Consider the following 21,355-nt stretch of genomic DNA (forward strand, 5'->3'; position numbering starts at 1 on the left):
GCCTTTTCCTCTAGACGCAAACCTTTTGGAAGAAGTTGCAAGTAATGGGGCGATACGTATAATAAAAAGCCGTTTGAGCCATGGATTCATGTTGAATCCCGCTCAAACGGCTGCTATTTTAAGACCGGCGCATTAATGCTCCGTCCAGCTATCCAGATATGCTTTCTGTTCCTCGGTCAGACGGTCGATCCCGATACCGAGCGAAGACAATTTATAATGAGCGACTTGCTCATCCAGCTCATACGGCACGTTGACTACTTTCGCGCCGATCGTCTTGTAATTATCGTTCACATATTTGAGCGACATGGCTTGGAGAGCGAATGTCATATCCATAATTTCAGCCGGGTGGCCATCGCCCGCCGCCAGGTTTACAAGCCTGCCTTCGGCAAGCAGATAGATGCTGCGTCCATCCTTCAGCTGATATTCTTCAATGTTGCGGCGAACGACCCGTTTGCCGCTCGAGAGCGCCAGCAGCTCCGGCTTGTTGACCTCGATATCGAAGTGACCGGCATTCGACAAGATCGCTCCGTTCTTCATCACTTCGTAATGCTCGCCCCGGATCACATCGCGATTACCCGTCACGGTAACGAAGATATCACCAACTTTAGCCGCTTCGATCATCGGCAGAACCGTAAATCCGTCCATGTAGGCTTCTACCGCTCTAATCGCATCGATTTCCGTCACGACTACGTTCGCGCCAAGACCCTTCGCACGCATCGCCACACCTTTGCCGCACCAGCCATAGCCTACTACGACAACGGTTTTGCCTGCGGCAACCAGGTTTGTCGTCCTGTTAATGCCGTCCCATACCGATTGCCCGGTTCCATAACGATTATCGAACAGATATTTACAGAACGCATCATTGACGGCGACCATCGGAAATTTGATGGTGCCTTCCTTCTCCATCGACTTCAGGCGAAGAATACCAGTTGTGGTCTCTTCGGCACCGCCGCGGACCTGGGTCATTAGATCGGGCCGCTCCGCATGCAGAATCGATACGAGGTCGCCGCCGTCGTCGATAATCAGATCCGGTTTCGTTTCGAGCGTCTTGACCATCAGGTCCTTGTATTCCTTAGGCTCCGGGTTGTACTTGGCGAATACGGTAATTCCGTCTTCGACCAGTGCGGCGCACACGTCGTCCTGCGTCGATAACGGGTTACTGCCCGTAATCGTCACTTCCGCTCCGCCTGCTTGCACTACTTTCGCCAAGTAAGCCGTCTTGGCTTCCAAGTGCAAGGAGATTGCTACTTTCAAGCCTTTGAATGGCTGTTCCTTCTCGAACTGCTCGCGGATCCGGTTCAATACCGGCATGTGGGCTGCAACCCAACCAATTTTCAGATGGCCTTCCGGTGCTAACGCGAGATCGGTAACAATGCTATTTTCTTTTGCACTCATCTTCGTTTCCTCCTGTTGCTTACCTACATATTTTTTTATAAATAGATCAGACGGTGACTGCCCGAAGGGACGTACGGCACTTCTAACAATGTATCGATCCAGCCCGTTCCGTAACGGTTCCAATACACGGACATGTTGACCACCCGCTCCTGCGGCTTGCCGCCCGGCCAGAGTGACAGCGAGATGCGTTCGAGCTGGCGCAGGGCCGCATCGAACCGCGATGCATGCGCATCCTTCGTTCGCATCTCCATATAAGCGATCTGCTCAACGATCCTTCGTTTATTCTTCTCCCCAAGGTCGGCAAGCCCGGACTGGACTGATGCGGCCATCTCGATGAGCGGGTCATACAGCTGGGCGAACTTCTGCTTGATGTCCTCGAACCGCTCATCAATGGACAGCTCGTCCCGCTCCTTAAGCCACGCCTGCTTACGCGCTTCGAAGCGGAACACGACATCCTCAAACGTCAAGTCATACTTTAACATATGCTTGGCTATCGTGCCTTCGACCATGGTAAACGACATGCGGGGCACAATAATCGGCATTTGCATACCGAATGTGCGGAATGCCTCAGCCGTAAGCGCCCAGTATGCGATCTCGCCATGCCCGAGGACCGTGCCCAGGACAGGCAGGACATAATCCTGCATAAGCGGTCTGGTCAGCACATTGTTGCTGAATCGCTCAGGCGTCTTCTCGAGGATGCCAAGCAGCTCCTCACGCGACAAGGATACGGTTCCTTTACGGTTCTTAAATCGGCCGTTACGCTTGAACAGAAGCGTCCGTTCACCAGCCTGCTCTCCCTCTTCTGCAAGAAAGAGAAATAGATTGGCGCCGCCCTGAGCAACCTCGGCTTGCTCGACATACCCGAGCTCACGAACCGCAGCAGCTCCTCGTACATAGGCCTCCTCCAGCTCGTCGTTCTGCTCCACCATCCGATGGAACATCGGGGCTTCCAGACGGCGAATGGCCGGGTCATCGGAATCCAATAATACCAAGCCGTATTCGCCGAACAGTTCTCCCATGACAAAAGCAAACCATTCCGTCAGCGTTTCCGAGCCCGCCGCATGCTTCGTTAGCTGCTCGATCAGCCTCTGTTTGAATTCCGTATCCTCAAGCGAAACGCTAAGCTGCCGAATGGCCTCGCTCATCGCTTCTTTGGCCAGTTTGGTCTGGCTGACCGAGGTCCGGACTCCAGGGGGGCGCTCCACAGCGATCTTCATAAGCCCTTGCTCCGCGGTGACGACCAGAGCATGGTTCACTTCGTCCCAATCATGGTCCTCGCCTGCGATCCAGAACACGGGAACAACCGGTTCACCGATCGCTTCAGCCGCGAAACGTGCCGCTTGGATGACGGTAACCGCTTTATGAATGACGAGCAACGGTCCGGTCCACAAGCCTGCCTGCTGTCCGCCGACAATAACCGGTGCGCCTTCTCCGATCGCATCTATTCCTTTATGAACCTCTGTAGAATCATTGAAGCGCGCATTAAAGGCGCGCAACGTATCGGCAAGTGCCTTCGCAGGCACCCGGTTGCCCGTATTCCCGGCAAGCATAGCCGCTCTTTGGCGCCAGCTCTCTTCATTCTCGGGATGACTCCCGAATACGTTTATCACATTCCTGTCTGTGCGATTTACATAAGCATCCGCTAAGGGTTGACCGACAGGCAGCTGAAACATTTCGATATCCATGGGTAACTTTCAACCTCTCCAGAATCAGCAATAGGAGTTTTTCTCATTTTACACAACGATACGCGCACCGTCAAAACAAATCGGCCCTCCCTTGGAAGACCGATTCGGCTAGTCCATATGTAAGCGGTCCTAACGCTTCAAACCGTAAAAAAGCTTTTTCCAATTCCGATGCACATCAGTACAAAATAAAACACGCTCATTAGAATAAACCCAAGGCGCCAAATCGCGCGTAAAATTTTCTTGACGTCAATCATTCCTCTTACCCTATACTGGACGTTACCCAGCAGGCCTCCCCCGAGAAGGAGAATGAGCACGATGCCGTAAAGGCCGAAGGAACTGTTGAAGATATCATTAAATAACACGGCCACACAGCCGATCAGCAGCGCTGTCGTCACGTCCATGGCGGTCCGAAACGCTTTCTTCCGGTCTCCCGTATAGGCGCCGAGACCGAAATATACGAGCAGGAAAGGAATAATCGGAATAACGGCCAGAACCGCATAGAGGTGTTTTATGCTTTCCCAGAGCAATTGCATGACGGACCGCTCTCCTCGCAATTTATTTCGGATGTAGAGCCTTTATAATAATCGTGACGGCATCGTTCAGCGGGGAGGGCATCTTCATGCGCTGAGCCAAGGTAGCTATCCCTCCGTTAATCCAATCGATCTCCGTGGATCTTCCTTCGCGCACGTCCTTCAGCATCGACGATTCATTGCTTGCGGTGTGCTCGCATACCATAAGCAAGCGCTGCCAAGCTTCCCCATCGTCAAGCATTCCCGCCGCTGTTAATATCGTCAGACATTCGTCATGAAGAGCAGCCATCATGGTCATTCTGAGCGGATCCTTCGGCAGTTCTCCATTCTTAACGCCATACAAGGCGGTGAGTGGATTAATGACCGCATTGATCAGTAATTTCGTATAGGTGCGATTATCCATTTCATTCGACAGCGAAGCCTTTATTCCTGCCGACTGAAGCGCATGAAGCAACATTTTCTGCGATAATTCCTCTGCTTCGGTCTTATTCGGCAAAATTTCCGAATCATTCGTTCCGAAGGCTATTTCTCCCTTCCCCGTATAACGGATCGTGCGCGCATCCACCTTAAGCGCCCCTTCAGTCGTGATCGCCGCATACAAGGGATTACGGGGCAGCGCTGCTCGCAGCCGCGGCATATGACCGATTCCATTCTGCAGGCTTAGAACTGATGCCCCTTGCCCAGCCAGCTTGGCTACCCCGTCTATGAACGAGTCATCCATATGGGTTTGCTTGACGGTCAACCAAATCCAATCGCCCGGCGAGGCCGTAACCCGTCTATCCGATAACACGTCTGCCTGCAGACGCACGATAAAGGTCTGATCACCTTCTAATAATGCCGCCCCTTCAAGGTTTAATCGCTGCGCTTGCGCTGAGGTTCTGGTCAGCATCCTGACAGCAATTCCTGCCCTAGCCAAGCGTGTTCCATATAAAAGCCCGATAGCCCCGGCTCCGACGATTAGAATGCGCAATCGAAACTCTCCTTTATCTCTTGTTTCTTTCTTGATCTATTGTTTCTTATCGTAACAGAACGAGTCCGTCCTCGGATACACAATAAAAAGTCCCGGCCTCCTTATTAAGAAAGGTGGCGGGACTGTTTTATTTCAACCAGCGGAACGATCCATCCTACTCGATTCGTTCCAGATTACCGTTCGCATCCATTTTGAAGCGCGGCCTCGTTTCGTCTTCTTCTGTTAATACAGTTAGACGCCGTGCGCGATCCATGATTTGAATAAGCGTCTTGTAATCGTCGTTGACGGCCCGGTAATCGGTTTGGGCGCTGTTTACTTCATGCGAGAGCTTCTCATTTTGGCCCCGCAGAGTGAAGAGCTCTTCATCCCGATCCCGCAAATCGCGTTCCAGCGCTTTGATTTGCCGAGTCAACTCCTGATACGTCGCTTTCCACTGACGAAGGAAACGAATGACCGTATCGACCGAAAGAGACTCTTCCGTGATCGAATCATTTTTATAAGACCGTTCCTCGACATCCATTGTACTGACCGATGAAACTTGAGAAGTTGCGACAAAGGACTGTTTTTTCATATAGTTGCGTTTTTGCCGCTGTTGTTTTGCAATTTGAATCGCATCTTCATAACGCTTGCGGACACAACTGTTCCATCGAAACCCGCAAGCGGCGGAAGTCCGTCCGATTCGTTCACCGACTTCCTCGAATGCGGCGAGCTGTGTACTGCCCTCCCGAATATGCCGCAGGGTCACTTCGGCGAGGATGAGATCGTCATCCGGGCTCCACGCATCTTGTCTGACTGCTGTCATGCAACCAAAACCTCCTAACGTTAGGCGCTTACTTTATCTCTATGCCCTTGGTAGAGTTCATAGAATCTATCGGATACTAATTTGTATATCCATTTTTTTAAAGGCTCATACATATTTTCTTTTTCATCCGCACAAACTTGTATCAACGGCTTCAGAGCCGTCAAAAAGTTTGCCATTTCGTCACGTATGGCGGTTTACAGCAGTTTCCGTAAACGTTATAATGGGCAATAGTAATCGGGTCAAGACTGACGAGAGGGGGATGAAATTGTGGCACGCATGTTTCGGGTGCTCGGCTTTTGGACGCTTGTAATCGCGCTTATGGCGTTTGCTGGCGATATGATCGAGATGGCACTCTTGTTCTTTATCCAAACGGCCGTATTTGTCCTGTTAGGCTATTTGAACTTTTCCGAAAGAACATACATACTCATGTTCTGGGGATATATGGTGATCTCATTCGTTGGCTTCACCTATTGGACCGTTTTTGTAATGGGCAACCCGTTCTAAAACGGTATTTCAAGAACAAATCAAAAAAAGGCTGTTCCAGGCACGACTCGTGCTGGGGCAGCCTTTTCTCGATGGCAAAGGAAATTATCCCTTGCTCAAGATCATCACTTTGAAGGTCTCGCTCATCCCGTCGCTCAATAGCAATTGACGGATACTGCGGTTGCGTTTGGCCGCTTCGCTGAACGGATCCGAACCGTCATGGGCCATCAGATCACCTAAAATGCCCTGATCCACGAGAAATTGCTTCTGCGTGTTGTAATAGGCAACGTTCCAGCCGGAAGCTTCAGCGGCTCGTCTGCAGGCCGTAAAGTTGATATGGGCGGTGATGTCCTGCTCTCCCGGCTGCAGGAACGGATTGTCATGCGCACGATGCCCGTTGTAACAGAGAAGCGAACCGCGCATCCTGTGCGGTGCCGTCAATTCACGGGCCTCATGCCCGTAATCGATCAGCATCAGCGAGCCTCTGGTAACGAGCCCCCCCGCGTAAGCCAGCCAACGTTCAGCTTCTAAATTGACCTCCGTCTCTTGCCCTTCCAGCAGCGCAATGCCATCGGCTGCAAGCGAGCGTTCGATCTCGGGATCGCTGAGCGCCATATAAGCATATTGAAAGTCGGGTGTTTCCGTTGTATCCGAATGCTGGAGCGCCACACCCAGCTCATATAATTGCCCATCTTGACGGATCACACGATGAACAGGGAACGCATCAAGCAGCTCGTTGGCCACGATAATAAGCGGGTTATCGCCCCCCAGCTTACTTGAGTCGACCTCCTCCGGTTTAAGAAACAAGAGCTCGGGACCGTCTGGCCCCGAACTCAGCGTTGCCCGGGCCTCCTGCAAATGAACGGGACTGCTGTCGATAACGGCGTACGTCATGCGGGGCAGCCAGCCGCAGTCCAGCTTATGCCAAGCGGCGAGGATTTGAGCGGACATCTTCCCTGTCCCCGCACCCCATTCCGCGGCATCTACAGGCCCTTCGTAGGTTGAGATCAGCTCCGCCGCATAACTGGCTATCTTCTCCCCCATGACGGAACCTACCGATGAGCTCGTATAAAAATCGCCCGACTTGCCGATGCGAACCGAGCCTGCCCGATAGTAACCGTAATCGGGATCGTACAAACACATCGCCATATAATCGCGAAAGGAAATGCAGCCGACCTGCTTCTCCCCGCTTACTTGCGCTCTTACCTCTCCCACCGTGTTCACATCTCTAATGCGATCCGCAATTCGCCTCGCAAGTTGTCCCGAATGATTCATCGCATAGGCCTCCTATCGGAAGGACAAAATCCCCTTTTAAAGATATAATAGACTGATTGTGCGCATATAGTAGTGCTGCATAGATTGTCCGGGTAACGCGGACGGAACTAAGATTGACAGAAAGGAGCGCGAATGTGAAAGGAACGATGCGTCGCCGGATCGGTGCCGCCGCGCTGGTCGCATTAGCCGTATGGCTGTCCGTATATCCGGTACTTGCCCAATCGCCAGAAGACGAAGAAGTCAGACGGATTCTTGAGAAAAGCTTATCTGTGGTCGAGCTTGACAAGGAAATCGCCCACATCGCCGAGCAAAAAAAAACGGCCGGTAAGCAGCTTGATCGCTCCCGCACCGAGCTGCAGCAGCAGGAGCTCACCATCCAATCCAAGCGCGAGGATGCCGGCAACGTGCTCAGGGCTTACTATATGGGCGAGCGGGACATTCTGCTGACAGCCCTGCTCTCATCAAACTCTATAGGCGACTTGCTGGCCATGTTGGATTATTTCGATATCATCTTCGCCAATGACCAGCAGCTGCTGAATACATATGTCACACAATATCGCAGCATCAAAAAAACAGTCGCTAAGCTCGATGAAGAAGCCGCCCAGCTAACCCAGATCGAGAATCGGCTAAAGGAGCAGCGCGACCGTGTGCTCGCCCTTCAGCAGGATGTGGATGACCGAATAAACGGACGTTCCGATGAGGAGCGGCTTCGGCTCATGATTCAGGAAATGACCGACTTCTGGAGCAACGTTGGCTTCTACGAGGTGAAGCGGTATTTCAAGGCACTTGCCCAGGCGATGAAAGACATGCCGGATTGGGTTCAGAATAATAAAGATATGCTGAGCATCGACGGTCTTAACTACACGCTTACCATTCCGGAGGAGAAACTTAATGAATTCCTTCGGGAGCAGAACGAGATGTTCAACAACTTCGAATTCGTATTCGAAGACGATGCGGTATCCGTCTCCGGCAAACGAGATGGACTGGAAGTTGCCATCACCGGTCATTATACCATCGAAAATAATCCCAACAACGGCATCCTCTTCCATGTCGATGAGCTCAAATTTAATGGATTGGCTCTGCCTGACACAACGAGACGATCGCTTGAAGAAGAATTTGATCTCGGCTTTTATCCCCAGAAGATCGTATCGTTTCTGAAAGCCAACTCCGTCTCGGTCAAAGACGGTCAATTAACGGTCAAGCTTTCGGTCAGTTTATAAATTGCCAGCGGCGCCTTTAGCGCCGCTTTTTTGTGCCCCGTTCCACGCGCGGATCAGATTGTCAATCTCCTTGAGGCCAAGCGGCTTCGATGCCTCAAGTCCCTTCCATAAATCAGACCAGCGATTCCATCTGGCCGACCAGTCCGGATCCGGTGTAAACAACGGCTGATCCAGCACATCGAGCAGCCAATTCGGTGGTCTACTAGCGGAATACTCCCATTCAAATCCGCTTTGATAAACGGATTTGCGGGCAGGAAGCTTCCCAAGCTCCGTATATCTGGCCGACTGCATGTCGGGGAGCGTCATCGCGCTCATCCATTCCTTCGCTGCTTCCTGCTCCTTGGATTGTGCGGTTAGAACGAAGCTTCTTCCCCCGCTCCATGCCAGCGAGCTCGCACTGTCCGCAATCGCGAGCTGCTTACGGGCCGTATCGGGAAGTCCATTGTAGAACGACCAGGAGAACACCGCAGACAGCAGCTCCTGCTTCTTCAATCGTTCCACCCATGAATTTAATTCCCCTGCTGTATGTTGGACGGAGAGCTTCACGTCCTGCTCGGCAAGAAAGCGAAGCTGCTGCTGCGCCTGATCACTTAATACGGTCATATTGGAGGCATCTTTCGCATTCCCGCCAAACACCCCCAGCCAAGCCGTCCAATGCCTTCCATCCATTGGATTCAAATCAATCAGCTGCAGCGCCGGATTATTCGACTTCAGAGTTTCGATAACTGTTAGCAGTGTGGTCCAGCTGACGGGAGGCTTGTCCAATCCTGCTTTCCTCAGCAGCTCATCCTGCCAGACAACGAAAAGGGGGTCGCTATCAACCGGCACACCCCATAGAGACCCGTTCCATTTCAACGAATCTGTTAGCGCTTCCAATTGATCTGCAAGGGTGTCGCCCGCATAGAGGTCATCAACAGGAGATAAATAGCCCGTCACGGCGAACTCACGGATCATTGTATTATCCATGAGTATAATATCGATCGGCGACCCGACCTGCGACTGCCTGATCCACTCCGGATAAGCCTCAGCCTGCGGATAGTTCATCAGCTCAACATGAATTTCAGGATGCCTCGCGTTGAATTCATCATTCAATTTGCTCCAATATATAAATTCCGCATCGCTCATCGAGAGCGCAACATGTATCGTCGTAGTGGTATCTTGTCCATTGATAATTTCGGGAGTCTGCTGCGACCTCGGCTGTCCTCCGAACGACGGAACGGTCGTTCCTGGCTTGACCAGCTTCGGGAGCGTCAGCGCCATGCAAACCGTAAACACGCCAAGCAGCAGTATGACATATTTCCTGCGTGACATTTTACTTACCCCTCCAACTTTTGTCCTAAGTTCCATTGTAACAAGAATGCGGACCGTTGTCGCCTGTGAAATCCCAATCCTTGCTTAATCTGCTGTAAACCCAGCATAATGGATGTTAAGACCCGACACGTGAGGAGGAGGATCTCATTTGCGCCCTTTATTCAGCGTTGAGCTTCATCTGCCGCCCAATGATCATTACACAGATTTAGAACTCCTTATTCAAGAAATCGCCTCAACGGTTCCTCTGCTGGACTGCGATCATACGCTTCTCTTCCTATCGAGCCAAGCGGATGTTCATGCGGTAGAAGCCATAATTCACCCCCACAATATCCCATGCGAGCAAGGCAGCTGGCTAGCCCTGGAAGATTCCTGGGAAGCCGACCATAGGATCATGACGGATTACGGCGTCATTACTCCTGCTGGGCATTCCTATATCGATATGTCACTGTGCATGGTTGTTCAGCTAGCCGTCGTTGATGACACCTCCGAGCTGGAGCTTGCGGTGCTGCAGGCTGCGGAGCATGCAATCGCCGCTCGACGCGAAGACGGCCGACAGCTATTTGCCATCGACCGCCAGCAGGAAGAATTATTAGAAGGAATTGCACGGGCTTATCATTGCAGCTGCAACCGGATCATCTGACGTCGAGCTCTCTCTTAACCATTAGCGCTGCAGCATATCTGCCCGCTTATAATAGATCCGCCGCCAACTGTGCCAGCTTCGAGCGCTCTCCCTTCTCCAGCGTCATATGACCGCTGCTGCTCTCCTGCTTGAACCGTTCCACAATATGGGTCAGACCATTGCTGACGGCATCCAGATACGGATGATCGATTTGCTCCGGATCGCCCATGAGCACGATCTTGCTGCCCTCCCCGACCCGCGATACGATGGTTTTCACTTCATGCCTGCTTAAATTCTGCGCCTCGTCAATAATAATAAATTGCCCCGGAATGGAGCGGCCGCGGATATAGGTTAACGCTTCGACCTGGATGCTTCCGAGGCCCATCAATATTTTATCGATATCACCTGATTTTTTCGTATCGAATAAATATTCCAAATTATCATAGATCGGCTGCATCCATGGGCGGAGCTTTTCCTCTTTTTCCCCCGGCAAATAGCCGATATCTTTACCCATTGGCACGACCGGACGCGCTATAAGCAGCTTTTTATATTTATGCTCATCTTCGACCTTGGACAGCCCCGCTGCCAGCGCAAGCAGCGTCTTGCCTGTTCCCGCTTTTCCCGTCAAAGTCACGAGTGGAATGTCGTCATTCAGAAGCAGCTCTAGCGCCATGCGCTGCTGCGCGTTCCGGGCCGTGATCCCCCATACGGGCTCGTTGCTTAAGTACAACGGCTCCAGCCTCACCCCGTCCTGACTGACTTTCAGAAGGGCGGATTTCGACGTCCCCATCTCATCCCTCAGGATGACGAATTCATTCGGATGCAGCTTGGTATGCAGCTGCAGTGTCTTGATCGTCAAGAAACGATACGTATAAAATTCATCGATCACCGAGGGGTGAACGAATATGGTCATATAGCCTGCATAAACTTCCGATGGTCTCACGACGCGGTCAGATAAATAATCTTCTGCCATGATGCCGAGCACATCCGCCTTGATACGGACAAGCACATCCTTACTGACGATCACCACCGGCCGCGGCTCTTCCTTGCTCTGCTCCTCCAGGAAATAATTGAGCGCCACAGCTAATATTCGGTTATCGTTGGACATCTCTCCGAACATCTCCTGCACGCGCACGAAGCTGCGATGATTCAGCTCCACCTTAAGCAGCCCTCCGCCGCGCAGCGTGATTCCGGCATGCAAATGCCCATCCACCCTCATCCCGTCCAGCAGACGGGATACAGAGCGCGCGTTGCGGCCAATTTCATCGGCCAGCCTCTTCTTCGAGTCCATCTCTTCCAACACCACTGCAGGGATGATTACTTCGTTATCATCAAAGGCATAGATCGCTTGTGGATCATGAAGAAGCACATTGGTGTCGAGCACGAATATTTTTTTCATCGTGAGACCTCCCGGCGTTGGAATTTCGTTTGAACGGCATACATAGCCAAACCTGCCCTGAGACAAACTAGGATAGAAATGACGAAACGTGAAACAGGAAAGGTCAGGTGGGAATAATGGGTAAATGGCTGGTGTCGGCTATGATCCTTTGCTTGCTAGCGACAGGATGCGGTACCGTCGCCCGCAACGAGACATCACCCTCTCCGCAAAATGATGATCGCGTACGTGCGCAGCAAAGCGAACCGCGCAACAAAGAAATCCGAAGTTCGAAGCAAGTGGCATCGCATCTGGAAACACTGGCGAGCCAAATCCCTGGCGTTAAGGGCGCTAACTGCGTCGTATTTCAAAATACGGCTGTTGTTGGAATCGATGTTGACGGGAAGCTGGACCGCTCGCGCGTCGGCACCATCAAATATGCCGTAGCCGAAGCATTCCGCAAAGATCCCTACGGCGTAGACGCGATCGTCACAGCCGATATGGATCTGGCTGAACGCATTCGTGAAATTCGGAGCGATATTAACCGTGGCGATCCTATTACAGGATTCGCCAATGAGATGGCCGATATCATCGGGCGAATTGTTCCTCAGATGCCGCGTGATACGATGCCCGATGAGCCGGGCCGAACAAACCCGCGTTAACTAAGAAATTGTAAAGCATGCAGCCCTAAGAACACAAAAAGCCTAGTGTAGGTACACTAGGCTTTCTTCATGGCCGCAAACACTTGTCCATCCAGCTTGTCTGCAGCGCGTTTGTCGTATGTTTTCTCAAATGCCGGTAAAGCGGACAAGCGGGCACCGTAGAACATGGCATCGCGGATCGCTGCAATTTCAATATCATAGCAGGTCAACTTGAATGGCACATTCTCAAGAGCATCCACAATCAGCGTCACTTTGCCGTAAACCGTCTGCACGGTTCCTGAAGCAAATAATGTCACACTTACATCAGGGTTGGCAGCCATGTTGGCTACCAGCCGAGAACGGCCGTCGATTGCAAACCGAATCGAATCCTTCTTTACCGCATGTACCCACGATATGGCGCTTGAAGTCGGATAGCCGCCGTCCGCATCGACGGTATGCAGAAGCACGAATGGTTCGCTTTGTAATTGGTTGAACAAATCTTCAGACAATGCCGTGACGTGTTCGGGCATCCACATGGCCTCCTTACGCTAGTCTCGCGGATATTTGGGTGCCTCTATTATAGCATAGGTTAGGCCGACCGACCACTAGTCAATCCGCCAGTTTTGCTTGAAGCGCAGCACTGGCAGCTTGTAAGCTTTTGTCGCTCACCCGTATATAAGGGCTTCGCCATGAGCCTTCCAGCGGAACAAATTCGATGTCGCTTCGATCAGTTCTAAAATAGGTTTTGAGCAGATTCTCCACTTCGCTGCTTGGCATGTCCATTCTCATATTGCTGCCAACCGCACCGATCACGCCGGCAAGCTTGGTGACGCCGGAGAACGACTTCATCTTATCTGTTATCGCTCCGATAACTTCGCTCTGCCGTTTATTGCGGTCTAGATCATTGGACATATTCGTATTGTCGTTTGATTTGCGATATCGCACAAAATCGAGCGCCTCGTCACCATTCAGTTTATGGCGGCCTTTGGTCAGACTAATATCTGTACCATCGGCTTTATCGACATAACGCATATCCATATCGACGTCGACCTCTACACCGCCAAGAGCATCGACAACATCGGAGAACCCTTTGAAATTAATCGTAGCCGTATAAGAGATGTTTATGCCGAAGTATTTGCCCAGCATTTTCGCAAGATCCTGCTTGGCTTGCTTCTCCGCTGCCTTCACATCCAATTTCTGCTCATGAATGGCATTATAGCGGAATTTCGCATAATATGCATTTGCTTTGCGGCTTTTATAACCATCCAGCTCTATCTTCGAATCCCGCGGAATCGAGACGATTGTTACCTTCTTCGTCTTCGGGTTGAGCGCAGCTACCATCATGACATCCGTGTTCAAGGTGCTGGTTTCTTTCCGTGAATCGACGCCAAGCAGAAGGATACCGACCGGCTTGACAGATACCGATTGGTCCGCCGGCACGACCAGTCCTGGCTCTGCATCGGCCGTTGCCGCTTGCAGCGCATCCTTGGATTGCTTGTACAAGTAACCGAGATAACCCGCGATGCCGATCAGAATGACCAACACCAGCATCATAAATCGGCGCAGCCAGTATACGGTCCTCTTCTGCTTTTTCGGTTTTTTGGGCGAACCCGATCCTCGCGAGCCCGATCTGGACGGCAAAGAAGTTTGCCTGCTCATCAATTTCCACCTTCATCAGTTGTATTTCGGATTCGAGTTGATGTCGACCAGCAGCTGCTCCCCCACTTCGCGAGGGTACATCTTCAGCTTGGAACGACCTTCCTGCTCGTACCTGACATGAATCATCGTTTCATCGGTTTTCTCGATCCGCAGGCCGGCAATGTTGTGATCCTCCGTAAGCATCAGCTCAAAGAAATCGCGTGTGTCCGCAGCCGCTTGGTCATCCGGTCTTGCTTGTGCAACCACTTGGATCTGCAGCCAATTAAACAATGTGTCATCAAAGCGCATGACCCATCCTCCCCGCCAATGAAAACTGCCTCCAGCTTGTTCCATGCCCTTTCATGTATACGACGATCTTGCTTCCCAGAAAGTTTCACTGACTCGGTTGAATGAAACCTGCATTCTAGCTGGAAGGCGTTCCTGGCTCGGCTTCTGCGCTATCTTTACCTCTGCCCTTCCACTTATCGTACAATTGACGGCCGCGCAGCAGCAGCATCATCGCCACCGCTACCGACAAGCATTGAATAATGGGCAGCTTATCGATTTGGAGGATGAAGAGAACGAATGAACCGATCGCCATCACGAGATGGACGAGAATTTCTTTCAAGATGGGCAATCTCTGCACCCGGAATACGGCATTAAAAATATACAAAACTAAACAAAAGATTAAGATATACGCAATTAGGGGATGGTCCGAAAGCCAATCCTGCACGTTGCAACAACCTCACTTCCATGGTGAATATTCGGGCCCAATATGCAGCAAACGGGCTGTTAAACGTTATTATACTACTAACGTCAGCCCGATGCCTAATATTGATGTTACGATTAAACGCCTAATTGAGCCGTTTTGCGATGCTTCTCTGCCCGCTCGCGCTCGCTCTTATTCAAGATTTTCTTGCGAAGACGAATCGATTTCGGTGTGATTTCGCAATATTCATCGTCGTTCAAATACTCAAGTGCTTGCTCAAGAGAGAAAAGCACCGGTGTTTTCAGACGTGTCGTATCATCCTTACCCGCAGAGCGAATGTTCGTCAGCTGCTTCTCTTTACAGATGTTGACGATAATGTCCGTATCCCGGTTATGCTCGCCAACGATCATTCCCTCGTAGACTTCCGTACCCGGCTCCATGAATAGAAGACCTCGGTCTTCGACCGACATCATTCCGTAGAATGTGGAGGTACCGTTCTCACTAGAAACAAGAACGCCTTGATGACGTCCGCCGACTGAGGAACCTACAAGCGGTCCATAGCTGTCAAACGCATGGTTCATGATGCCATAACCGCGTGTTAGCGTCAGAAATTGCGTCCGGTATCCGATCAAGCCGCGAGCCGGGATAATGAACTCGAGACGGACTTGGCCATTCCCGTTGTTGATCATGTTGACCATCTCCGCTTTGCGCGTTCCGAGGCTTTCCATGACCGAACCCATGCTCTCTTCCGGCACATCGATGATCAGCCGCTCATAAGGCTCCTTCTTCGAGCCATCGACTTCCTTCACGATAACTTCCGGTTTCGAAACCTGCAGCTCAAAGCCTTCGCGGCGCATGTTCTCGATTAGAATACTAAGGTGAAGCTCTCCGCGTCCGGAAACGATGAAAGCATCCGGGCTGTCGGTTTCGTCTACGCGAAGGGCAACGTCAGTCTCCAATTCCTTGAATAGACGCTCACGCAGCTTGCGGGATGTCACCCACTTGCCTTCGCGGCCGGCGAACGGGCTGTTGTTCACGAGGAACGTCATCTGCAAGGTCGGCTCGTCGATCTTCAGTACCGGCAAAGCTTCCGGATTCGCCGGATCAGCGATTGTTTCTCCGATGTTAATCTCTCTAATGCCTGCGATTGCGACAATATCGCCTCCGCCCGCTTCTTCTACCTCAATCCGCTTAAGGCCCTGGAAGCCGAACAGCTTCTCGATCCGCGCTTGCTTCGTTGCCCCTTCGCGTGTTATAACGGCAACGCTTTGCCCTTGACGAATCTTGCCGCGATTAACGCGACCGACTGCGATACGTCCGAGATATTCGTTGTAGTCAAGCAGTGTCACAAGGAACTGCAGCGGCTCGTCAACGCTCTCTGTAGGCGATGGGATATGACTTACGATGGTTTCGTATAGGTCCTGCATATTGTCGGCTTGGACGTCTGGATCAAGGCTGGAGGTACCCATAAGGGCCGATGCGTATACAACTGGGAAGTCAAGCTGTTGATCGTTAGCGCCGAGTTCGATAAACAAATCGAGCACTTCGTCGATCACTTCGGAAGGGCGGGCATTCGGACGATCGATTTTGTTTACTACGACAATCGGGGTTAGCTGATGCTCAAGCGCTTTGCGAAGTACGAACTTTGTCTGAGGCATGCAGCCTTCGAATGCATCGACTACGAGGAGAACTCCGTCAACCATCTTCATAATCCGTTCTACTTCGCCGCCAAAGTCAGCATGGCCTGGCGTATCCACAATATTAATCAGGAAATCCTTGTACGTTATTGCGGTGTTCTTGGCCAAGATCGTAATACCGCGTTCGCGTTCCAGATCGTTTGAGTCCATCGCCCGCTCTTGAACGGCTTCGTGATCGCGATAGGTGCCTGATTGCTGCAGCAGCTTATCGACGAGCGTCGTTTTACCGTGGTCAACGTGGGCAATGATTGCGATATTACGTATGTTTTCTCTTGCTTGCATGATTCTAATCCACTCCAACTTGTTTTATAGTCTGTTTCCGTTTACCTAGGGTGCCTTGTCTTACCAACGTACCTTTCTGCCTGTAACCAGCCATGCCCCGATTGCGATTAATACCGCTGCAATCAGGTAAACTCCCCAACCCCACAAAATCATAATGATAAAAAACGATACCGCGACCAGCGCCAATATGATCGCCGCCGTAAGAATCTGCTTCGGATGAGGAATTTCGAACAAATGATATTCATACAGACCGACAGCGATCCCCAAAATAAAAAAGGGCCATAAGTACTGCAGTTTGTTCCATCCGAACGCGATACAGAAGAAAAAAATCAAGGCGTATATCGTCAAAATCGCTCCTGGAATCAAAACCGCCGCTGGCAGCAACCGGCCAAAAAACAGCACATGAAGCAAAATGCCCGGTATAAGGACGAAAAGCGGCCAGAAGTTTGTTCCAAGGAACGAAAACAATCCGAGCCTCCCCAGCATTATAACCACTCCGGCAAGCAAAAAAACGATTCCGATAGCGAATTGATTTTTCGACATGCAAAATTCCCTTCTCTCGACACTTTTTTATCATTACTAGTGTAAAGGAACGAAAGACAAAAAACCAGCAAGTTTTATGTCCTCCACAAAAAAAAAATACCGCCGCACGCTCATCTTCGCAGACGGAGCAGGGCGATAGCGATTACAAATGGAACAGAAAGGATCGGAACCGCTTCTTTAAATGTAGCGTAATGGTTCATCAGCAGCTTGATTATTCCCGGGTCGTGCACCAGCATTTCACCAGCTGCGTAGCCCAGAAGACCGCCTCCGATATATACAAGCGGAGGGAATTTCTGAAGCAGCCTGCTGAGCAGCTGGCTCCCCCAAATAATCATCGGTATGCTGATCGCAATGCCGAGCAGAATAAGAACTGGTTCACCTTCAGCAACCGCGGCGATGGCCAGCACGTTATCCAGACTCATGACGAAATCCGCCGCTATGATCGTTCGCACAGCTTGACCGAGCGTCCTTGCCTTGCGGACATGATGCGACTGCTGACCGCCTCCAGCCGCATCGGCTATAAGCTTGATGGCAATTATAAAGAGAAGCAGCGCTCCTGCTGCCTGAAGGTAGGGCACCTGCAGCAGCGTCAGGGCGATAAGCGTCAGCAAGCACCGGAGTCCAACCGCCAACGCCGCGCCCCACCAAATGGCTTTGCGCCGCTGCTCCTCCGGCAGTTGTTGGCTGGCTAATGCGATAACGACCGCATTATCGCCGCTGAGCAGCACATTGATAAACACAATTTCAAGAAAGGTAACCAAGCTATCCAAACTATCCCGCCTCCTAACCAAACAACCGCTTAAGAAACGGTATGATGGCGCGGGACGAGTTATGTGTCTAAAAAAAAATATGAATCCTTCTTCCGTTATCCGCGTAATTATTGTAGACTTTGTTGTGTTGTTTATAGAAAGGAGAGGACAAGCATGGATTTCTTTTCACTTGAATTTTTGTCCGCTCTTCTTACGATTGTTTTTATCGACTTAATTCTTGCAGGTGATAATGCGATTGTTATCGGCATGGCCTCGCGGAATTTGCCGAAGCATCTGCAGAAGAAAGCGGTCATACTGGGGACAGTTGGTGCGGTTGCGATTCGGGCTGTAGCCACCATCCTCGTCGTATATTTACTCGATATCCCTTGGCTGCTTCTTGCCGGCGGTATTCTGCTGCTGTGGATCGCATACAACCTGCTGACATCCAATGACGATCATGGGGACATTAGAGCAGGCAGTACACTGGGAGCAGCCGTCCGGACGATTATTATCGCAGATGCCGCGATGGGACTGGATAACGTCATTGCAGTGGCCGGTGCGGCACATGGGAATTACGTGCTGGTCATCCTGGGTCTAATCATTAGTATCCCGATCGTCGTATGGGGCAGCACCTTATTCATCAAGCTGATCGGCCGCTTTCCATGGATTGTCTACCTGGGTTCGGGCGTTCTGGCCTATACAGCAGCGAAAATGATCACCCATGAACAGAAAATTGCCAGTTTCTTCGACCAAAGCGAATTGGTCCGTTGGTCCTTCATGATGCTGGTCGTCATTTTGATTATTGCAGCAGGCCTGTGGACGAACATGATGAGAGCAAGAAGAACTGCAGCTGGAAAAAGCAGGGAAACCCACTAAGGGCCCCTGCTTTTTATTTTGTATGAGATCATCCGACCAGTCGGTCGCTGCTTCAGAACCAATCGTCCTTGCCGGCCTTTGCGGTTTCTGGAGACTCGCCAGGCGTAATGACGAGGGTTTCCGTCTGCGCGATCGCTTCCTCGATCATTTCATCCAGTCTTGGAACGAAGGATTCGACCTTCCGCACCACATTCAAATTTGGATTCGTGCTAGGCGATTTCGGAATGAACAAGGTGCAGCAATCCTCGAATGGCAGAATGGAGGTCTCATAGGTCCCGATCTGCTCTGCCATTCGTATGATGTCATTCTTGTCCGTCGTAATGAGCGGCCTCAGCAGCGGCAGCTCCACCGTTCTTCCGATGACGTTCATGCTCGGAAGCGTCTGGCTCGCCACTTGACCCAGGCTGTCGCCGGTAACGATGCCTATCGCTCCCGATCGCTCTGCCAGCCGCTCTGCGATTCGCAGCATCGCCCTTCTCATAAGCGTAATGATCAAATGATCCTGATTGCATTGCGTAAACGAGGTCTGGATCTCGGTGAAGGAAACCATATGCAGCTTGAACGGCACTCCATTCATCTCCGCCAGCATTTGCGCTAGCGTAATAACCTTCTGTTTGGCCTGTTCACTCGTAAACGGGAAGCTGTGAAAATGGATGGCTTCCAGCTCCAAGCCCTTGCGCATCGCTAAGTATCCGGCAACGGGGCTGTCGATTCCGCCCGACAGCAGCAGAACGGCTTTTCCGTTCGTACCGTAAGGAAATCCGCCGGCTGCAGGCACCACTTCACTGAATACGTACGTCCCTTCCGGCTGAATCTCAATTCGCAGCTCCACCTCCGGCTGCTTCACATTCACCTTCAAGTCCGGCATTGCGCGCAGCACATGACCGCCTACCAGATGATTCATTTCCTGTGAATCATGCGGAAACGATTTATCGACGCGCCGCATCGTAACCTTGAATGTGGACGGCTTTCTCGGCAGCGCGGCCATCACTTCAAGTGCCGTCTCGCGGATCGTCTCAAGCTCAGATGCGCATTTGCGGACCGGACTGAACGACATAATGCCGAATATATGCTTCAGCTTGGCGGAGATGAGCTCGTAAGACTCTCCGTTGAGCGTAATATAAATACGTCCAAACGCACGCGTAATTTGCAAGGCAACGAAGGGACGCAGCATTCTTCGCACCTGCTCCACGATCCGCTTCTCAAAGTGGCCGCGATTACGGCCCTTTATGGTGTATTCCCCGAACCGTACCATGATCATATCAACTTTCATTACTTTATTCCTTCCTCTCGAACGGCTTTAGCCTCGCAACGACCTCATTGAGCTTGCCGCATAAATAGTCTACATCCGCTTCCCCGTGCTCATCGCCAAAGCTGATCCGGATCCCGCTCGAAGCACGTTCTTTACCAAGCCCCATTGCGAGCAGTACTTGACTTGGTTTATCTTCCTTGGAAGAGCATGCCGATTTCGTCGAAGCAAGAATCCCGTTCTCTTCCAGCGTATGGATAAGCACTTCGGGTTTCATACCCGGGTAGGAGAAATTGACAATATGCGGAGCCATCACCGCCGTCATAGAGAGCTCTTCATCCGATACAGCCGCTCCATTCAGAACAAGCTCCGGAATTTCACCGATACAACGGACTAAACGGCGGCGCAAGCCAAACATCCTCGCGCTGCGAGCTTCTCTAGTCTCGAGCGCAAGCCGAAATGCTTTGGCGGATGCGACGATAGCGGCTACGTTCTCCGTTCCCGGCCGCAAGCCTTGCTCCTGTCCGCCTCCGGCAAGCAAGGGCTCCAACTGCACGCCATGGCGTGTGTACAGCAAGCCAACGCCGCGGGGCCCCCCTACTTTATGTGCAGATGCGCTAAATAAATCGATGCCCCATTCACGAAGAGCAATCGGCAGTTTGCCTACGCTTTGAATGCCGTCTACATGAAACAATACTTTTCTGTGTTTGTTTAGCATCGCACCAATTTCTGCAATCGGCTGTATGGACCCGACTTCATTATTGACATGCATCACGCTAACCATAACCGTATCTTCGGTAAGCGCGGCTGCAACATCTTGAGCTGCTACCGTCCCCTGTTCATTAACGGGTAAATAAGTAACCCGAAACCCTTCGTTGCTCAATCTTCGAAACGTATCGTAGACGGAAGGATGTTCGATTTGCGTCGTTATGAGGTGTTTTCCCTTATTGCGGTAACGTGCTGTTGCGCCAATGATCGCGGCATTATTACTCTCCGTCCCGCCGGAGGTAAAGGTCCACTCCGCTTGTGAGGTTCCGAATGCCGCTGCGACGACAGCACGGGATCGTTCCAGCAGCTTACCCGCTTCCACACCGCCCTGATGCAGCGATGACGGGTTAGCATAATGCTTAGCCATCACTTCCATCATGGTACGAATCACGTCTTCACGGGGCGGCGTGGAAGCGCAATGGTCAAAATATAACAACCTGATCCACTCCCCTTATAAATCAAATTATGAACAACAGAAAAAGATCATCGGATACAGCCCGTCCGCATACGGTGCAGAGCGTCCCCGTGATCTATTCGT

The 21,355-nt window shown here is 51.4% G+C and carries 22 protein-coding genes; 5 read left to right on the forward strand and 17 right to left on the reverse strand.

All coding sequences use genetic code 11. The annotated features are described in order from the left end of the window. Positions 1-132 precede the first annotated feature (132 nt). The 5 genes from NNL21_RS06105 to NNL21_RS06125 form a co-directional block, all read right to left on the reverse strand. A complete protein-coding gene (locus NNL21_RS06105; protein WP_204816512.1) occupies positions 133-1,395 on the reverse strand; it encodes an adenosylhomocysteinase in 1,263 nt (420 codons plus the stop codon). Between the two features lie 35 nt (positions 1,396-1,430). After that, positions 1,431-3,080, reverse strand: coding sequence for a bacillithiol biosynthesis cysteine-adding enzyme BshC (bshC, locus tag NNL21_RS06110; RefSeq protein WP_204816513.1), 1,650 nt, complete (start codon positions 3,078-3,080; stop codon positions 1,431-1,433). Positions 3,081-3,217: 137 nt separating this feature from the next. Beyond that, on the reverse strand, positions 3,218-3,613 hold the full coding sequence (locus tag NNL21_RS06115) for a DUF3397 domain-containing protein (protein WP_204816514.1): 396 nt from the start codon (positions 3,611-3,613) through the stop codon (positions 3,218-3,220). 22 nt (positions 3,614-3,635) lie between these two features. After that, the gene (locus NNL21_RS06120) at positions 3,636-4,580 is read right to left on the reverse strand and encodes a ketopantoate reductase family protein (protein ID WP_204816515.1); all 945 of its coding nucleotides are present in this window, start codon (positions 4,578-4,580) and stop codon (positions 3,636-3,638) included. Positions 4,581-4,734: 154 nt separating this feature from the next. Continuing rightward, positions 4,735-5,382, reverse strand: a complete 648-nt coding sequence (locus NNL21_RS06125; RefSeq protein ID WP_204816516.1) for an RsfA family transcriptional regulator — start codon at positions 5,380-5,382, stop codon at positions 4,735-4,737. A gap of 267 nt (positions 5,383-5,649) precedes the next feature. Between NNL21_RS06125 and NNL21_RS06130 the strand changes: the two genes are divergently transcribed. Continuing rightward, positions 5,650-5,886: a DUF2626 domain-containing protein gene (locus tag NNL21_RS06130; RefSeq protein ID WP_204816517.1), complete on the forward strand. Its 237-nt coding sequence runs from the start codon at positions 5,650-5,652 to the stop codon at positions 5,884-5,886. A gap of 84 nt (positions 5,887-5,970) precedes the next feature. On the opposite strand, the gene NNL21_RS06135 is transcribed toward NNL21_RS06130, so the two are convergent. Next, positions 5,971-7,140 carry a class I SAM-dependent methyltransferase gene (locus NNL21_RS06135; RefSeq protein ID WP_204816518.1) on the reverse strand — a complete coding sequence of 390 codons (1,170 nt, stop codon included), beginning with the start codon at positions 7,138-7,140 and terminating at the stop codon, positions 5,971-5,973. Between the two features lie 134 nt (positions 7,141-7,274). Here NNL21_RS06135 and NNL21_RS06140 point away from each other — a divergent pair, with 134 nt between their 5' ends. Further along, on the forward strand, positions 7,275-8,360 hold the full coding sequence (locus NNL21_RS06140) for a coiled-coil domain-containing protein (protein WP_204816519.1): 1,086 nt from the start codon (positions 7,275-7,277) through the stop codon (positions 8,358-8,360). On the opposite strand, the gene NNL21_RS06145 is transcribed toward NNL21_RS06140, so the two are convergent. Next, on the reverse strand, positions 8,355-9,671 hold the full coding sequence (locus NNL21_RS06145; RefSeq protein ID WP_204816520.1) for an ABC transporter substrate-binding protein: 1,317 nt from the start codon (positions 9,669-9,671) through the stop codon (positions 8,355-8,357). The two genes, NNL21_RS06140 and NNL21_RS06145, sit on opposite strands and share 6 nt — an antisense overlap. A 148-nt stretch (positions 9,672-9,819) precedes the next feature. Here NNL21_RS06145 and NNL21_RS06150 point away from each other — a divergent pair, with 148 nt between their 5' ends. Then, positions 9,820-10,311 carry a hypothetical protein gene (locus NNL21_RS06150; RefSeq protein ID WP_204816521.1) on the forward strand — a complete coding sequence of 164 codons (492 nt, stop codon included), beginning with the start codon at positions 9,820-9,822 and terminating at the stop codon, positions 10,309-10,311. A 46-nt stretch (positions 10,312-10,357) separates the two neighbouring features. Here the strand turns inward: NNL21_RS06150 and NNL21_RS06155 are convergent, their stop codons facing one another. Further along, complete coding sequence (locus tag NNL21_RS06155; protein WP_204816522.1) at positions 10,358-11,689, reverse strand: PhoH family protein; 1,332 nt, start codon at positions 11,687-11,689, stop codon at positions 10,358-10,360. A 116-nt stretch (positions 11,690-11,805) separates the two neighbouring features. Between NNL21_RS06155 and NNL21_RS06160 the strand changes: the two genes are divergently transcribed. Further along, a complete protein-coding gene (locus NNL21_RS06160; RefSeq protein ID WP_204816523.1) occupies positions 11,806-12,327 on the forward strand; it encodes a YhcN/YlaJ family sporulation lipoprotein in 522 nt (173 codons plus the stop codon). 56 nt (positions 12,328-12,383) lie between these two features. On the opposite strand, the gene NNL21_RS06165 is transcribed toward NNL21_RS06160, so the two are convergent. From NNL21_RS06165 to NNL21_RS06195, 7 genes are all read right to left on the reverse strand, one after another. Next, the gene (locus NNL21_RS06165) at positions 12,384-12,836 is read right to left on the reverse strand and encodes a pyridoxamine 5'-phosphate oxidase family protein (protein WP_204816524.1); all 453 of its coding nucleotides are present in this window, start codon (positions 12,834-12,836) and stop codon (positions 12,384-12,386) included. 79 nt (positions 12,837-12,915) lie between these two features. Continuing rightward, positions 12,916-13,965: an LCP family protein gene (locus tag NNL21_RS06170; RefSeq protein ID WP_204816525.1), complete on the reverse strand. Its 1,050-nt coding sequence runs from the start codon at positions 13,963-13,965 to the stop codon at positions 12,916-12,918. Positions 13,966-13,980: 15 nt separating this feature from the next. After that, positions 13,981-14,253: a hypothetical protein gene (locus NNL21_RS06175; RefSeq protein WP_204816526.1), complete on the reverse strand. Its 273-nt coding sequence runs from the start codon at positions 14,251-14,253 to the stop codon at positions 13,981-13,983. Positions 14,254-14,368: 115 nt separating this feature from the next. Continuing rightward, the gene (locus tag NNL21_RS06180; RefSeq protein ID WP_204816527.1) at positions 14,369-14,677 is read right to left on the reverse strand and encodes a YlaH-like family protein; all 309 of its coding nucleotides are present in this window, start codon (positions 14,675-14,677) and stop codon (positions 14,369-14,371) included. A gap of 113 nt (positions 14,678-14,790) precedes the next feature. Beyond that, positions 14,791-16,632: a translational GTPase TypA gene (gene typA, locus NNL21_RS06185; RefSeq protein ID WP_204816528.1), complete on the reverse strand. Its 1,842-nt coding sequence runs from the start codon at positions 16,630-16,632 to the stop codon at positions 14,791-14,793. A gap of 60 nt (positions 16,633-16,692) precedes the next feature. Next, positions 16,693-17,175: a hypothetical protein gene (locus NNL21_RS06190; RefSeq protein WP_204816529.1), complete on the reverse strand. Its 483-nt coding sequence runs from the start codon at positions 17,173-17,175 to the stop codon at positions 16,693-16,695. Between the two features lie 110 nt (positions 17,176-17,285). Next, positions 17,286-17,945 carry a TerC family protein gene (locus tag NNL21_RS06195; RefSeq protein ID WP_204816530.1) on the reverse strand — a complete coding sequence of 220 codons (660 nt, stop codon included), beginning with the start codon at positions 17,943-17,945 and terminating at the stop codon, positions 17,286-17,288. Positions 17,946-18,098: 153 nt separating this feature from the next. Between NNL21_RS06195 and NNL21_RS06200 the strand changes: the two genes are divergently transcribed. After that, the gene (locus NNL21_RS06200; protein WP_204816531.1) at positions 18,099-18,800 is read left to right on the forward strand and encodes a TerC family protein; all 702 of its coding nucleotides are present in this window, start codon (positions 18,099-18,101) and stop codon (positions 18,798-18,800) included. A 52-nt stretch (positions 18,801-18,852) separates the two neighbouring features. Here NNL21_RS06200 and thiI read toward each other — a convergent pair whose 3' ends face one another. Beyond that, the gene (gene thiI / locus NNL21_RS06205) at positions 18,853-20,073 is read right to left on the reverse strand and encodes a tRNA uracil 4-sulfurtransferase ThiI (protein WP_204816532.1); all 1,221 of its coding nucleotides are present in this window, start codon (positions 20,071-20,073) and stop codon (positions 18,853-18,855) included. Positions 20,074-20,077: 4 nt separating this feature from the next. Beyond that, a complete protein-coding gene (locus tag NNL21_RS06210) occupies positions 20,078-21,253 on the reverse strand; it encodes a cysteine desulfurase family protein (protein WP_305880631.1) in 1,176 nt (391 codons plus the stop codon). Positions 21,254-21,355 lie beyond the last annotated feature (102 nt).

The organism is Paenibacillus mendelii, from assembly GCF_024498075.1.
GTDB classification, from domain to species: Bacteria; Bacillota; Bacilli; order Paenibacillales; family Paenibacillaceae; genus Paenibacillus_Z; species Paenibacillus_Z mendelii.